The organism is Marinifilum caeruleilacunae, from assembly GCF_013141825.1.
Taxonomy (GTDB): Bacteria; Bacteroidota; Bacteroidia; order Bacteroidales; family Marinifilaceae; genus Marinifilum; species Marinifilum caeruleilacunae.
Map to the genome: position 1 here is coordinate 79003 of NZ_RZNH01000011.1, position 13898 is coordinate 92900.

Genomic DNA, 13898 nt, shown 5'->3' on the forward strand with positions numbered 1-13898 from the left:
GTGATATTGTTCAGAAAATCAGCACACTATGAATATTGAAAATCGTTTTGAACCATAGGGTTGTAATTGTATTTAACGATAAATGCCCAGGAAGAAGTCGATAACAATAATGTTTTATAATTAATTGATTAAATGTCAGAAGGTTTGGTGCTTTTTGCTTAATTTTATGTCATTGCCCAAAAAGATAAAGTTCGAGATTGATATAACAGATTGTACATCTTTTGAAAAAATGATTTTAAGTCGTATTTTCGCCGAACTCTAAAGGAAACAGGGAAATAAATATTTAAGTATGTGGAATAGGATTGCAGGAATAATTCTAAGGAATAGAATTTTACTTTTGGTTGTTGTTGGGCTGGTTACTTCATTTATGGCGTACAAGGCACAGTTTGTGGAGATGTCCTATACGTATGCTGCTCTGCTTCCCGAAGACGATCCTGCATCGGTAGAATATGAGCGCTTCAAAAACACTTTCGGACAAGAAGGGAACATGATGTTCTTTGCTGTTCAGGATCCAGATTTTTATGAGCTTGAAAAATTCAACGACTGGATTGCCCTAGGTGATCGCCTGGGATCTTTAGATGGAATCGATGCAGTAGTTTCCATTGCTCACACCTGGAATATCAATAAAAACAAGGAGAAAAAGCGTTTCGAGTTTGGAACCATTTTTCCAAAACAAGTTAAAACACAGGCCGAACTCGATAGCCTGGCTGCCATTGCCGAAGCTCTTCCATTTTATCAGGGTAGCCTAATCAATAAGGAAAGCAATACCTACCTGATGGGGATTACGGTGAATGCAAAAATTATCAATTCCAAGGCACGCGAACCAATGGTTGCACAAGTTCGCGAAATTACAGATGAATTTACGGAAAAGTACGGACTGAATATGAAATATTCGGGCTTGCCATACATTCGTGTGGTTACAGCCCAAATGATTAAAGGCGAGATGAACATGTTCATTTACCTTTCGCTTTTGGTAACAGCAATTATCCTTTTCATGTTCTTCCGCTCGTTCAAGGTAGTGTTCTTCTGTATGTTGGTGGTAGGACTAAGTGTGATTTGGGCTGTTGGCTCAATGGTACTATTCGATTACAAAATTACTTTGCTTACCGCGATGCTTCCTCCACTCCTGGTGGTTATTGGAATTCCAAACTCAGTCTTCCTCATTAACAAATATCATGGCGAATACATTCGTCACAGGAATAAAATCAAGGCATTGCAAAGGGTAGTAGCAAAAATTGGGAATGCTACTTTCCTAACTAACCTGACTACAGCATCGGGTTTTGCTACTTTTATCGTGACTTCAAGTCAGATTTTAAAAGAGTTCGGTGTAATTGCCGCATTAAATATCATGGTAGTTTTCGTACTATCCTTATTACTGATTCCTATCATTTTTAGTTTCTTGGCTCCACCAGATCAGAAAGCAACCAAACACCTTGATAATAAATTAACCGTTTGGTTTGTAGGGAGATTGGAGAAGATTGTACTGAACCATAGGAGTTTGGTTTATGTTGTTGCCATTACCCTATTGGTTTTGGGAGGATTTGGAATCAGTAAAATGAAGAGTACAGGTTATATGGTTGACGACCTTCCACACGATAACGAAATTTACCAGGATCTGAAATTCTTCGAAAAGAACATGGATGGAATCATGCCTCTGGAGGTGATGATCGAAACCAAAAAGAAAGCAGGAGTTTTAAAAACTTCAACGCTGAAACGCTTGAACAAATTAAACGATTCTCTGAGAGCTTACCCGGAAATATCAGGCTCTGTCTCAATTGTTGAGGCTGCAAAATTTGCGAACCAGGCTTATTTCAACGGAAAAGAAAAATATTACAAACTGCCAAGCAATCAAACCAAAGATATTATACTGTCATACCTGGCAAAAGCCGAAACGGGAGCCGATTCCAAGGTGTTGGAAACTTTCGTAGATTCTACCCAATCTATAACCCGAATGAGTTTTAGAATGAAGGATATTGGTACCACACGCATGGCAGAAATGGAACAGAAAATTCTGGGTCATGTGAACGAGATCTTCTCCAAAGAAAAATACAATGTACATGTAACAGGATCGAGTATTGTATTCTTCAAAGGAACCCAATACCTGATTCGAAACCTGTTTTTAAGCCTTGCATTGGCCATATTCCTGATTGCCTCATTCATGGCATGGATGTTCTCATCCAAACGAATGGTGATGGTAGCCTTAATTCCAAACCTGTTGCCACTAATTGTAACGGCTGCCTTAATGGGCTATTTCGGTATACCGATAAAGGCTTCAACCATATTGGTATTTAGTATTGCCTTTGGGATTTCTGTAGATGATACCATTCACTACCTGGCCAAATATCGTCAGGAGTTAAAGGCAACCAATTGGAGCATTCGTTCTTCTGTGGTTCTGGCCCTTCGCGAAACAGGTCAGAGCATGATGTATACTTCAATTATTCTCTTCTTCGGATTTAGCATATTTGCCATGTCTGAGTTTGGTGGAACCGTTTCATTGGGCGTATTGGTGTCCATTACATTGCTTTCGGCCATGTTGTCCAACCTGGTATTGCTGCCATCATTACTACTAACGCTCGAAAAAGCAATTACCAACCGATCATTTAAAGAACCATTACTTCAAATTTTCGATGAAGAAGAAGATATCGAACTGGATGATTTGCGAATTGCCGTAATCGAAAATAAAGAAGAAGAAAAAGAAACCGCTGCTAGCTAATTTTTTATATTTTAGTGAGCTGTAAAAAATACACACTAAACTTATAGCTCACATGTATAGTTTCAAAGAACTCCAGGATAAAGTGCAGAAAGAAATTGATGGACTGGAGTTTTCAACACCACCGGAAGGTTTATTCGAACCCATGAAATACATTCTTGGGATTGGAGGAAAACGCCTTCGTCCAATATTGGTATTGCTAAGTGCCAACCTGTTTAAAGAAGACCTGACAAAAGTTTATCTGCCGGCCATTGGAATTGAGGTATTCCACAATTTTACATTGTTACACGACGATGTAATGGATAATGCTCCAATTCGTCGAAGCAAAGCTACCGTGCACGAAAAGTGGAACAGCAATGTTGCCATTCTTTCTGGCGATGCCATGTCAATTAAAGCATATCAGTACATTGTAAGTTGCGAAGATCGACACTTGCGTGATGTACTTACCGTATTTAATCAAACAGCACTTGAAGTGTGTGAAGGGCAGCAATTCGATATGGAATTCGAGGACCGAAGAGATGTTCAGATCGATGAATACTTGAATATGATTCGTCTGAAAACTGCAGTTTTACTCGGAGGAAGTTTAAAAATGGGTGCCATCATGGGAGATGCAGATCCTAAGGATGCAGAACTCTTGTATCATTTTGGTGTGAACCTGGGTATGGCTTTCCAGTTACAGGATGATTACCTTGATGTATTTGGAGATGAAGAGGTATTTGGTAAAAAGATCGGGGGAGATATTCTTTGCAATAAGAAAACCTTTTTGCTGATCAAAGCATACGAAATGGCCACAGGCGAAATAAAAAGTGAATTGGAATCCTGGATTTCTGCAAAAGATTTTAATCCGAAAGAAAAAATTAATTCGGTCAGATCCATCTACGAAAAATTAGAGGTGAAAGATCAGTCGCAAGCTAAGATCGATGAGTATTTTAGCCTTTGTTTGGAGTATCTGGATAAAGTGAATATTCCGGCTGAAAAGAAATCAGAATTATACACTTTGGTGAAAAAATTGGTAAATCGTTCCGTTTAAGTGTGTTAAAATTTAAGATAAGATTCTCCTTTATTCGTAAAAAATTTTAAATTTGTCATCACGCGATATTAATGATCCAAAAATTTAATAGTAAATGTCACAAAATACAGGCAAAATTGTACAGGTAATCGGACCTGTAATCGATGTAAGTTTTGAGAAGGAAGGCGCTAAGCTTCCTGAGATTTACGATTCTCTTGAGGTCGTGATGGAAAACGGTAAAAATTTGGTAGTTGAGTGTCAACAGCACATTGGTGAAAATACTGTGCGCGCAATTGCCATGGATTCTACAGATGGTTTACGTCGTGGAATGGAAGTAATTGCAACAGGTTCTCCTATAATTATGCCTGCCGGTGATAAAATCAAAGGTAGACTTTTGAATGTTGTTGGTGAAACCATCGACGGTATTGATGCAGTAGATAAAGAAGGTGGATATCCTATTCACAGAACTCCTCCTGCTTTTGATGAGCTAAGTACCGAATCAGAAGTTTTCTACACAGGTATTAAGGTAATCGACTTGATTGAGCCATATGCAAAAGGTGGTAAAATTGGATTATTCGGTGGAGCCGGTGTAGGTAAAACCGTATTGATTCAGGAGTTGATTAATAATATTGCAATTGGACAAGATGGTTTGTCTGTATTTGCAGGAGTAGGTGAGCGTACTCGTGAGGGTAACGATTTGCTTCGAGAAATGATTGAATCGAAAGTAATCCGTTACGGTGATGAGTTCGAGGAAGACATGGAAAAAGGTGGTTGGGATCTTTCTAAAGTAGATAAAGATGCTTTGGATAAATCACAGGTATCACTGGTATTCGGTCAGATGAACGAGCCTCCTGGAGCACGTGCTCGTGTTGCATTGTCAGGACTAACAGTAGCAGAAAGTTTACGTGATGGTGATGAAAAATCAGGCGGTCGCGATATTCTTTTCTTCGTTGATAATATTTTCCGTTTTACCCAAGCAGGTTCTGAGGTATCAGCACTTTTAGGTCGTATGCCATCAGCAGTAGGTTACCAGCCAACACTTTCAACCGAAATGGGTATCATGCAGGAGCGTATTACTTCTACCAAGCGTGGATCCATTACATCGGTACAGGCAGTTTACGTACCAGCGGATGACTTGACTGACCCTGCGCCAGCAACAACATTTGCTCACCTTGATGCTACAACAGTATTGAATCGTAAGATTGCCGAGCTGGGTATTTACCCTGCGGTAGATCCATTGGATTCTACCTCTCGAATTCTTACTCCTGAAGTAGTAGGTGATGCTCACTATTCATGTGCACAGAAAGTAAAAGAGATTCTTCAGCGTTACAAAGAACTTCAGGATATCATTGCGATTCTGGGTATGGAAGAACTTTCGGAAGACGATAAGTTGGTGGTACACCGTGCGCGTCGTGTTCAGAGATTCTTGTCTCAACCATTCCACGTTGCAGAACAGTTTACTGGTCTAAAAGGATGTTTGGTATCAATCGAAGACACAATCAAAGGTTTCAACATGATTATGGATGGTGAAGTGGATCAATATCCTGAAGCAGCATTCAACCTTGTTGGTACAATTGAAGAAGCCATTGAAAAAGGTGAGAAACTACTTGCCGAAGCAGAAGCTTAATTTATTAATTATTAATGATTATTGTCTTGAAACATTGATCATTAAGCATTAAACATTAATATGCATTTAGAAATAGTAACACCGGAAAAAAGTCTTTATTCAGGCGAAGTTGTTTTGGTTCAGCTTCCTGGTAAGGATGGATCTTTCGAGATACTGAAAAATCACGCTCCAATTGTTTCTACCCTTGAAAAAGGAACCATTAAACTGAGACCTTTGGAAGGAGATGATATCTTCTTCGAAATTGGTGGAGGAGTTGTAGAATGCAAGAAAAATGTAATTTCAGTATTGGCTGATAATTAAGATGAAAACTTAATTGTAAATGATATATGAAGCCCGGATTTAATCCGGGCTTTTTTATTGGATTTATATTCATCTTTGGAATCATTGCAGGAATTGAGTAAATCGATCTGCAAAGTCTCTCGAATTGTTTATTTTTGTACCCCATAGAAGCGAAATTTTGTTGTACCTAACATCTCACATCTAGTAAAATATGCCTAAAAAATTCCTGATTATCCGCTTTAGCTCCATTGGAGATATCATTCAATGTATGACTGCCGTCGATGGAATCTTAAATCATTATCCTGATGCCGAAATACATTGGATCGCAAGAAAGGACATGTCCTCTTTTCTGGCCATGGATCAACGAATTCATAAGGTGTGGGGATTCGATCGTGAAAAGGGATTTAAAGGCCTCTTGCAGCAAGCAAAACAGCTTAAACAGGAACAATTCGATTATGTGTACGATGCGCATTCAAATATTCGCTCAATTGTTTTAAAAACCGTTTTGGTTCCACGCTGGAAACGCTGGTTTGGCATAGGTCCAAAATTTACCATGAGAAGTAAGGACAGAATCAAAAGAATTTTGCTTTTCAAATTTAGAATCGATCGCTTTCCAATGCCATTTAGAGGCATGCTCTCATTCCGAAAACCGCTCGAAAAATGGGGAATAAACGATTATTCGAAGGTGAATGAAGCTTGGCATTTCCCAGCTGAACTGAAAGAAAAAATGAATGAGCAGGTAATGGGCAAACTGAAAGGAGAGAAGGATAAACTCGTTACCCTGGTACCATCGGCTGCCTGGCAAATGAAACGCTGGCCGGTTTCTCACTGGCAAAAACTGGTGGATCTTCTGCCTGATTATCATTTTATGATTCTTGCCGGACCGGCAGATGTTTTCTGTAAAGAGATTGAAGAAGTTGCTCCGGAACGAGTACTTAACCTAAGTGGAAAAACCAACCTGTTGGAATCCTGTTACCTGGTTCAAAAATCCAATTTGGTGATATCGGGCGATACCGGATTTCTGCATGCAGCAGATAAGTTCAAAATACCTGCTCTTTCCTTAATGGGTCCAACTGCATTTGGATTTACCACTGGCGATCATATCAAAACCCTCGAAGTTGATATGAAATGTCGCCCTTGTACCAAGGATGGATCAGGCAAGTGCAAAATGAAAATTTACCAACAATGTATGGTAGATATTAGCCCAAACTGGCTTGCCGATGAGGTGAAAATGTTAATGGAATCTTAAATCAGACACAAAAGTATTTTATTTCTTCCGACTTCGTGAATTTTATGATATCTTAGATATCCAAATCAAAACAAAAATTCATGAAAAAATTAGCATTACTACTTATCGTATTGGTAGGAGTTTATACCAGTGAGACCATTGCCCAGGAAAAAGAAAAAAAAGAGTGTAAGAATGAGTGTTGCTCTAAAAAGAAGTGCGACAGCAAAAGCTTATACAGCTATAAAATGAACTCTCTGCAAGGCGAAGAGGTGAATCTGGACAAATACAAAGGAAAATTAGTTTTAGTGGTGAATACGGCAAGCAAATGCGGTTTAACTCCACAATACAAAGGTTTGGAAGCCATGTACCAAAAATACAAAGATCAAGGATTGGTAATTTTAGGTTTCCCTTGTAACCAATTTTTAGGACAGGAGCCCGGATCGGCCAAAGAAATTGGAGAGTTTTGTCAGAAAAACTATGGTGTAAGCTTCCCAATGTTCGAAAAGATTGAAGTTCGTGGCGAGAATGCCCATCCTTTATACCAAATGTTGGTGTCCGAAAAGTCCTTCAAAGGCTTTGATGATTCAGAATCCGGACAAAAATTCAAAGGCTTTTTAAGTCAGAAATTTCCTGAAATTTACGAAGGTGATGGCGTAAAATGGAACTTTACAAAATTCCTGATCGACAGAGAAGGGAAAGTAGTTCAGCGAATTGAACCCAATATCACTCCTGAGAGTATGGAAGAAGATGTGAAGAAATTATTATAAAAGAGAAGAGCTCCAAAAGGAGCTCTTTTTTATTTAAAAATGCTTGAGATCGGACCCTTTCATAACAATCCCAAGTGAGATATAATCAATAGAAAAACTATCCATTTTCGTGAATCAGTTTGACTGTTTTTTCAATCGGCTATCTTATGCAACAATTTCTTTGATATGAATTCTTTTAAACCACTCCACAAAAAGTTTCATTCCCTCTTCGAAGCTAAACTTTGGGTCGTATCCAATTAGATCTTGTGCTTTTCGAATGTTTGCAAAAGTTTGATTTACATCGCCAGCTTGCATTGGCATCCGATTGATGATGGGCCTAATGCCCGAAGTTTTTGCAATACTTTCTATCATTTCGCTCAAGCGAATTGGATAACTGTTTCCCAGGTTAATGGTTTCGAATACATTTTTATTTGCAAACAAGTATTCGCAGGTTTTCAGAATCCCATCCACAGTATCTTCTACATAGGTATAGTCGCGGGCGGTGCTGCCTTCGCCAAATACAGGAATGGCTTCTTCTTTCATCATCAGGTTTAGGAATTTATGAATGGCCAAATCGGGGCGCTGACGCGGACCAAATACGGTAAAAAACCTCATGTTTACAATATCCAAATTGTACAAGTGGTGATAAGAGTGATTTAAAAGTTCACATGCTTTTTTCGAGAAGGCATAGGGAGAAATTACATGATCCACATTCTGATCTTCGGTAAATGGAACGAGTTTATTGTTTCCGTAAACCGATGAGGAGGAGGCAAAGGCTAGTTTCTTAATGCCTCGTTTGTTCATAAAATCCAGAATGTTCCGTGTTGCACTGATATTACTGTCGATATAGCCTTGCGGATCTTCAATTGATGGTCGTACACCAGCTTTGCCTGCCAGGTGTACAATTAGGGAAACATCTTCCTGAACTCTTTGTAAAGTAGCACCCTGGCAAAGGTCCAGCTGGTAAAAGGAAAAAGCTTTGTGTCTTTTAAAGCCCTCCATATTTTCCATTTTTTGATCGATGGAGTAAAAAGGGTCGAAATTATCGATACCAACCACAGGATAGCCCACTTGTAATAATCTTTCACACAAATGAGAACCGATAAATCCGGCACAACCAGTTACAAGAATTTTCTGTTTCCTTTTATTTTCCTGTTTCATTTTCATAGATATTTTCTGAATTTCCTTCTACGATTTCTGTTTTTCCAACTGCCGAAATGGGCGTGATCAAACTCACATACTTTTTGAAATGTTCCTTGTTTCGTCTCTTTCCCGGACGCTGTTTGTTGTTGTCGAAATAATCGAGAACCTCCAGTTTGAATTTTGCCTTTTGCTGACTGGTAAACAAGTCATTCGGATGTTCGGACGACAGCACAACAAAAGGCTGTGTTTCAGGAAGAGAGTTTTGGGATTGGATCTTCCATTCTTTTACCTCTTTCCCAATTTCATATACCAATTCAATTCTGAAGTCGTGCTTTCCAATTCTGTAATAGTTGTATTTGTTGATTTCAGGCTGATTGCGAAGTGCGGCAATACTTTTAAAATTCGGATTCTGATTGAGAAGATCATCGGTAGATGGAATGATAAAAATGATGACCACAAGCATGAGTCCGACCGCATTAAGTAGCATTGCTCTCACATTTTTATTGTGCCAGCAAATGATAAGGCTAATGCATATCAACTCTGAAAGAATTGTAAACAGAACAAAGGCAGGAAGCGATATCAGCTTTGCTTTTAAAAAGATGATAAAAACACCGGCTGGAGCTGCAAATGCCGCCAAAATCAATATCCAAATGTTCATTCCAAAAAGGATTCGATCCATTTTTTTGTGCGTGTGATTTTTAAATACCAGGTAAAAATGATGAAACAACTGTCCGGCCAGCATTGCAGAAGGTATTAAAACCGGTAAAAGGTATCGATCTTTTTTCTCCGGAATAAAGGACAGGAGAATGACCGAAGAGAGTGTCCATATCAATGCAAATTTGTATTCTTTTTTTGCCTTAAAATTTTTGAGGGCATAAGGAACAAGCAAACTAGAAAAAATGGCAACTGTCCAAATTCCCGATTGAATGGGGAAGTTCCAATAGTAATAAAAAGGGCGAACATGGCGATTGATCCACGATCCTGATTCCAATTTGGCAACAGCCGCTGCCTCCTGGGCATGTGCTATTGAAATGTAAACCGGCCACCAAAAACTGATGATTGCAAAAATGATGAGACAAAGAACAACAGGTTTTACATTTTGCCTTAGTTTTTTAGGCTTGTAAATTGTAAAATAAGCAATTAGAAAGGGCAAAAGGAGAGCAAAAAATGCCACCGGACCTTTACTTAAAAAGGATAATCCTAACAAAACGCCTGCGAACGAAAACTTAATCCATAAACCTTTACTGTTATGATTATTAAAGGCGCTATGCAGAAGCCAGATGGCACCCAACATGAAACTGTGACAATAAATATCCCAGGTTCCTGTTCTGCTCATATAAAGTACATAAAAGCTGGTAATCAGCACGATGCTGTTGTTTAAAGCTTTTAGTTTATTTCCACTTAATTTTAGGCTGAACCGATACATGAAAAAGACCATCAGTGTGCCCATTATGCCTGCTGGAAATCTTAGCATGGCCAAATTTTCCATACCAAACAGGCTACCAAAAATTGCGGTAATCCAGGTGGGAAAGGGAGGCTTGGCCAATCGCAATTCCCCATTCATGGTTGGTACAAGCCAATTGCCTTTTTCAATCATTTCGCGGGCGGTAACAAAGTTTCTTGCTTCCATGATATTCACAAAGAACTCATCGTTGAAAAGAAAGAAGCTTATATAGCAGACAATGGCAAGTAAAAAGGCATGTCCATACCTGTTTTGGTCTAATCTGTTTTCAAAATTCATTGATCTTATTTTTCAGATGATAGTAAGACGTTATTTTTCCTGATTAGGATGATGTTGCGAGCGTAAACAATCATGCCAAATCCTTGTCCGATAAAAAGTACAGGATCTGTTCGATAGATTGCATAGGATAAAATCATGCATGAACCGATCATGCTAATGAGCCAGAATCCCAGGGGCAAACACGATTTTCCTTTGTGTTCGGAGTAGATCCACTGGTAAACGAATCGGAAAGTGAATATGATTTGTCCTGCCACGCCCCAAAGCAGAAGCAGAAAAGGAATTTCTTCGTTTTTGAACAGGAGAGCATAGTTCATGTCCCAGTTTTGTAAAATGCTGGCTATGGCAATTACAGGAGTCGCAAGAGCTAAAATCCTGGTAATAAAAGGCAGTGCTTTCCAGCGATTTTGTAGCTGAAGATTGCGAATGTAAATCGTATAGGCAATCATTTGTCCAAGGATAATGGCAAAATCGTTGCGCAATAATCCATACAAAAACAAGAGCCAGGAAGCCAGGATGCTTAACTGCCAGAATATGGCCGGCGAAAGCGATTTTCCGGCTTTTTCGGACTTTATCCACTGCACCAGCAAACGAGCTGAGAAAAGAGCCTGGGCTAAAAATCCTACCGAATAAAGCAAGACACTTTCCATTAGCCTTGATTCGAGATTTCGTAATTGATGTATCGTTTTTTCATCCAGCGGTAAGCAAAACAATCTTTAAAAGGACCTACCAATCGGTTGAACAAATGGTATTTTGCTTCTCCCGCAATTCGTGGGAAGTGATTCACGGGAACTTGTTTCATTTCTCCATTTTGTAGCATGATTAATGCTGGTATAAAGCGATGCATGCCTGTAAAAAATGGAATTTTCTGAGCATATTTTGTTTGCATCACTTTTAACGGACAACCTGTATCAATGGCTTTGTCTTTGGTCATGAATCGGCGAAAGCCATTGGCTATGGTCGAACTCATATTTTTCACAAAGCTATCTTGCCTGTTTCGTCGATAACCGGTAACCAGGGCATAATCATGGCGATATTCCATCAGGAAATCAAAATCGAAAGGAGAGGTTTGCAAATCAGAATCAATATAGCCTACAAACTCGGTGTCGGCATGGTCTATTCCGGCTTTAAGCGCCGCGCTTAATCCCATGTTTCTGCTTAGTTCAAGGTATTGATATCGGTCGGAACTTTTGCAAATGTTCTCAATCATCATCTGACTGTAGTCCGACGATCCATCGTTCACAAACAATACTTTGGAACGATAAGGAGATGTGGAAAAGTAAGAGTTGAATTCTTCTTTTAGCCTTACCAGGTTATCTTCCTCATTGTAAACCGGAACTACAATGGTAAGTTCAAATTTTGGATGCGATAAATTCATGATATGATCTGTTAATTCTTCTGTTCCCATTAAAAACATGGAACAAAAGTCTGTCACAGATCTAACAAAAATCTAACAGGCAGGAAATTCAAATGTGAAAGTATGTTTAAAATCCTTAAAGGAGTATTTGATATTCATTTGATAATGGTCGGCAATTTTCTTTACAATGGCCAGGCCAATTCCCGATGATTCCTTGCCCCGGTTTTCTTTGTAAAATCGATTAAAAATCTGCTCGGGTTGCTGAATGGCTTCGTCGCCAAAGTTGCTGACAGATAGTTTGTTTCCATTCAAAATGATATCCAGCTCTTTGCTTTTTGGAGAGTTTTTAATGGCATTTACCAAAATATTCTGAACCCACAAAATGGCCAAACGTTTGTCCATAAATAGCATACAGTCATTTACAGTACTCAGATTGATTTTCAGATCATATTCCTCAATTACCTCGGCATAAAAATCCAGCTTTTCCCGAATAATTTCTGTCATGCAGATTTTTTCCTCTTCGTTGAACTGTCCATGATCTATTTTAGCCAGAAGCAACAAGGCTTTCGTAATGCCAGATAAGCGGTCTGTTTCTTTATAGATATCATGAATGGAATGGATGGCAGATTCTTTTACATCACTCTCGGAAAGAAGATCCTCGCATTTGTTTCTGATAATGGCCAAAGGGGTTTGCAGTTCGTGGGCTGCATTGGCCGAAAATTCTTTGGAAGCCAGGTAATCTCTGCTCAGGCGGTCCGACATTTTTTCCAGTACCTGGTTTAAACCATCAAATTCATCGATATTGGTTTTTTCCAATACCAACCGATCAGGCGAAGCAAATGAGTATTTATTCAGAAGTTCTGAATTACGTTCGAAAACTCCCCATATTTGCCTGCTCATAATTCGAGTATAGAAAAGCAATGCCAAAAATATAATCAGCAACAAGCCGGTAATCACCAAAGTAACCTGTAAAAAGAGTTGTGGATAGGTAAAAGTTCTATGGCGATGTGTAATCAAGTAATTTGTACCATTTATCACCGAAGAAAAACGATATTCCAGGAAGTCATCCATGTGTTGATCTTCCGGATCAAACATGATTGTATCTTTGAATACCCCTTCAACCACGATGTCAGAATCAATTTCTTCAACCGTGTATATGGGAGGGATATTTGGAAAGTGGCCATGATATTTAATTACATCTACAACCTCTGTTGCGCCAATTCTTAATTCGTGCAAAGTTTCCTTACGATCTAAATAAGAAACCAGTAGTATTACGATAAGATCTATCGCAAGAAATAAGATACTGCCATACTTTAAGTAATTGCGATTAATTTTTGTAAGTAGCTTCATGTTTTATTGATTTTGCAACTTGTATCCGATTCCATGCACGGTTTTGATATAATTTTTCCCGGTATGCTTTTTAATTTTCCTTCTCAATCGGTTGATATGAGTATATATAAAATCGGAATTATCCATAAAAACAGAGTTTTCTCCCCAAACATGCTCATACAAATTCTCTTTTGTGAGCACACGGTTTTTATTCTCAAAAAAGTAGAGCAGCAAATCGAACTCTTTTCTACTAAACTCGACTGGAATTCCCGAAATTTTAATGCTGTTTAAGTAGGTATCGATTTCGATTTCTTCAAACGAAAGTGTACTCTTGTCGAAATGAGGATTCCTTCTCAGAATTACATTGATTCTTGCATTTAATTCCGACAAGTGAAAAGGTTTCACCAGGTAGTCATCAGCACCAAGATTCAATCCATCCACGCGATCTTCCAGCTTGTCGCGAGCCGAAATGATAATTACACCTGTTTGGTCCCAAATGGATTTGATAAAAGGAATGCAATCCAGACCATCCCCATCGGGCAAGCCCAAATCAAGCAAAACAATGGGATAAAACTTTTTATCGAACAAGAGTTTTCCCTCAGCAATACTGGCGGCACATACACAAGTAAAGCCCGAGGAATTCAAATAGTCGGCAACGGTTTTTTGCAGACTCAAATCATCTTCAATCAATAAAATCTCTTTATTCATGTGGCTTGCATTTAAGAAGTGGGA

The 13898-nt window shown here is 38.8% G+C and carries 12 protein-coding genes; 6 read left to right on the top strand and 6 right to left on the bottom strand.

Features of this window, described 5'->3' with window-relative positions; genetic code table 11:
• Window positions 1-289 precede the first annotated feature (289 nt).
• The 6 genes from ELS83_RS08660 to ELS83_RS08685 all read left to right on the top strand — a co-directional run bounded on the left by ELS83_RS08660 (window position 290) and on the right by ELS83_RS08685 (window position 7620).
• Entirely contained in the window at window positions 290-2713 is a 2424-nt protein-coding gene (locus ELS83_RS08660; protein WP_171595149.1) for an efflux RND transporter permease subunit, read from the top strand.
• 52 nt (window positions 2714-2765) lie between these two features.
• A complete protein-coding gene (locus ELS83_RS08665; RefSeq protein ID WP_171595150.1) occupies window positions 2766-3740 on the top strand; it encodes a polyprenyl synthetase family protein in 975 nt (324 codons plus the stop codon).
• A gap of 94 nt (window positions 3741-3834) precedes the next feature.
• Window positions 3835-5346, top strand: coding sequence for a F0F1 ATP synthase subunit beta (gene atpD, locus ELS83_RS08670; protein ID WP_171595151.1), 1512 nt, complete (start codon window positions 3835-3837; stop codon window positions 5344-5346).
• A gap of 60 nt (window positions 5347-5406) precedes the next feature.
• On the top strand, window positions 5407-5646 hold the full coding sequence (atpC, locus tag ELS83_RS08675) for an ATP synthase F1 subunit epsilon (RefSeq protein ID WP_171595152.1): 240 nt from the start codon (window positions 5407-5409) through the stop codon (window positions 5644-5646).
• 190 nt (window positions 5647-5836) lie between these two features.
• Window positions 5837-6874, top strand: coding sequence for a glycosyltransferase family 9 protein (locus ELS83_RS08680; RefSeq protein WP_171595153.1), 1038 nt, complete (start codon window positions 5837-5839; stop codon window positions 6872-6874).
• Window positions 6875-6954: 80 nt separating this feature from the next.
• Window positions 6955-7620, top strand: coding sequence for a glutathione peroxidase (locus ELS83_RS08685; RefSeq protein WP_171595154.1), 666 nt, complete (start codon window positions 6955-6957; stop codon window positions 7618-7620).
• 144 nt (window positions 7621-7764) lie between these two features.
• On the opposite strand, the gene ELS83_RS08690 is transcribed toward ELS83_RS08685, so the two are convergent.
• The 6 genes from ELS83_RS08690 to ELS83_RS08715 are packed head-to-tail and all read right to left on the bottom strand — an operon-like array spanning window position 7765 to window position 13874.
• Window positions 7765-8760 carry a GDP-mannose 4,6-dehydratase gene (locus ELS83_RS08690; RefSeq protein ID WP_171595155.1) on the bottom strand — a complete coding sequence of 332 codons (996 nt, stop codon included), beginning with the start codon at window positions 8758-8760 and terminating at the stop codon, window positions 7765-7767.
• A complete protein-coding gene (locus ELS83_RS08695) occupies window positions 8744-10483 on the bottom strand; it encodes an ArnT family glycosyltransferase (protein ID WP_171595156.1) in 1740 nt (579 codons plus the stop codon). Before ELS83_RS08695 ends, ELS83_RS08690 begins: the two co-directional genes overlap by 17 nt.
• A 5-nt stretch (window positions 10484-10488) precedes the next feature.
• Window positions 10489-11130 (bottom strand): lipid-A-disaccharide synthase N-terminal domain-containing protein, encoded by a 642-nt coding sequence (locus ELS83_RS08700; RefSeq protein WP_171595157.1) that lies wholly within the window; start codon window positions 11128-11130, stop codon window positions 10489-10491.
• Complete coding sequence (locus ELS83_RS08705) at window positions 11130-11915, bottom strand: glycosyltransferase (protein WP_346728152.1); 786 nt, start codon at window positions 11913-11915, stop codon at window positions 11130-11132. Before ELS83_RS08705 ends, ELS83_RS08700 begins: the two co-directional genes overlap by 1 nt.
• Before the next feature lie 15 nt (window positions 11916-11930).
• Window positions 11931-13187, bottom strand: a complete 1257-nt coding sequence (locus ELS83_RS08710) for a sensor histidine kinase (RefSeq protein ID WP_171595158.1) — start codon at window positions 13185-13187, stop codon at window positions 11931-11933.
• 3 nt (window positions 13188-13190) lie between these two features.
• A complete protein-coding gene (locus ELS83_RS08715; protein WP_171595159.1) occupies window positions 13191-13874 on the bottom strand; it encodes a response regulator transcription factor in 684 nt (227 codons plus the stop codon).
• Window positions 13875-13898 lie beyond the last annotated feature (24 nt).

Excerpts from the sequence above, each read along its gene's own strand:
- ELS83_RS08680 (WP_171595153.1), top strand. The coding sequence starts at position 5,837 with ATGCCTAAAAAATTCCTGATTATCCGCTTTAGCTCCATTGGAGATATC.
- ELS83_RS08695 (WP_171595156.1), bottom strand. The coding sequence starts at position 10,483 with ATGAATTTTGAAAACAGATTAGACCAAAACAGGTATGGACATGCCTTT.
- ELS83_RS08690 (WP_171595155.1), bottom strand. The coding sequence starts at position 8,760 with ATGAAACAGGAAAATAAAAGGAAACAGAAAATTCTTGTAACTGGTTGT.
- ELS83_RS08700 (WP_171595157.1), bottom strand. The coding sequence starts at position 11,130 with ATGGAAAGTGTCTTGCTTTATTCGGTAGGATTTTTAGCCCAGGCTCTT.
- ELS83_RS08710 (WP_171595158.1), bottom strand. The coding sequence starts at position 13,187 with ATGAAGCTACTTACAAAAATTAATCGCAATTACTTAAAGTATGGCAGT.
- ELS83_RS08685 (WP_171595154.1), top strand. The coding sequence starts at position 6,955 with ATGAAAAAATTAGCATTACTACTTATCGTATTGGTAGGAGTTTATACC.
- atpC (WP_171595152.1), top strand. The coding sequence starts at position 5,407 with ATGCATTTAGAAATAGTAACACCGGAAAAAAGTCTTTATTCAGGCGAA.
- atpD (WP_171595151.1), top strand. The coding sequence starts at position 3,835 with ATGTCACAAAATACAGGCAAAATTGTACAGGTAATCGGACCTGTAATC.
- ELS83_RS08660 (WP_171595149.1), top strand. The coding sequence starts at position 290 with ATGTGGAATAGGATTGCAGGAATAATTCTAAGGAATAGAATTTTACTT.
- ELS83_RS08665 (WP_171595150.1), top strand. The coding sequence starts at position 2,766 with ATGTATAGTTTCAAAGAACTCCAGGATAAAGTGCAGAAAGAAATTGAT.
- ELS83_RS08715 (WP_171595159.1), bottom strand. The coding sequence starts at position 13,874 with ATGAATAAAGAGATTTTATTGATTGAAGATGATTTGAGTCTGCAAAAA.